We start from the raw sequence: 682 nt of genomic DNA, 5'->3' as shown, positions 1-682 counted from the left end.
CACCAAGAGAATTGTGGATAGGGCGTAAAGCTTCTTTGCGCCATTTACGAACTTGGGGATGTCCAGCACATGTGCTAAAGCCTGAATCCAAAAAGATGGAACCAAAAACTAAGGTGTGTTTGTTTGTAGGATATCCAAAAGGAACAAGAGCTTATTATTTCTATAGCCCTCAAGAAAGAAAAGTATTTGTTAGTGCAAATGCAACCTTTCTAGAGGAAGAATATATAAGAGATCATAAGTCTAGGAGTGAAATAGTTCTTAAAGAACTATTAGATACTTCAAATTCAAGAGTTGAATCTGAAGATGTCATAACCACTTCAGATACAAATGTTGAATCTGATCAACGATTACCTTCAAAACATCAACAGGTAGTACATCGTTGTAATTGACGGATTATGAGATAACTTGATAGATAGATGGGTCTAGGAGAAGGTTTTATAGCTCTCTCTAATGAACATGAGTCAGATCCACTACATACAATGAGGCTATTAAAGATCTTGATGCATCTCAATGGTAAAAGGCTATAAAGTCAGAGTTAGAATCAATGCATTCTAACAAAGTCTGGTCTCTTGTAGAAGCACCCAAAGGCATCAAACCTATAGGATGCAAATGGGTATATAAGAGAAAGAGAGAAGTGGATGGGAAGGTAGAGACCTTCAAAGCTAGATTAGTGGCCAAGGGA

At 37.2% G+C, this 682-nt stretch carries 1 protein-coding gene; it reads left to right on the top strand.

The genetic code is table 11. The annotated features are described in order from the left end of the window. The coding region (locus ACFIJS_RS09215; RefSeq protein ID WP_375651326.1) for a hypothetical protein at positions 1-389 on the top strand (389 nt) is incomplete at its 5' end. Between the last annotated feature and the right edge of the window lie 293 nt (positions 390-682).

The sequence above is a fragment of the Bartonella sp. OT172YNZD genome, assembly GCF_042193725.1.
In the GTDB taxonomy this organism is placed as follows: domain Bacteria; phylum Pseudomonadota; class Alphaproteobacteria; order Rhizobiales; family Rhizobiaceae; genus Bartonella; species Bartonella grahamii_A.
This window is presented reverse-complemented; position numbering and strand designations above follow the sequence as displayed.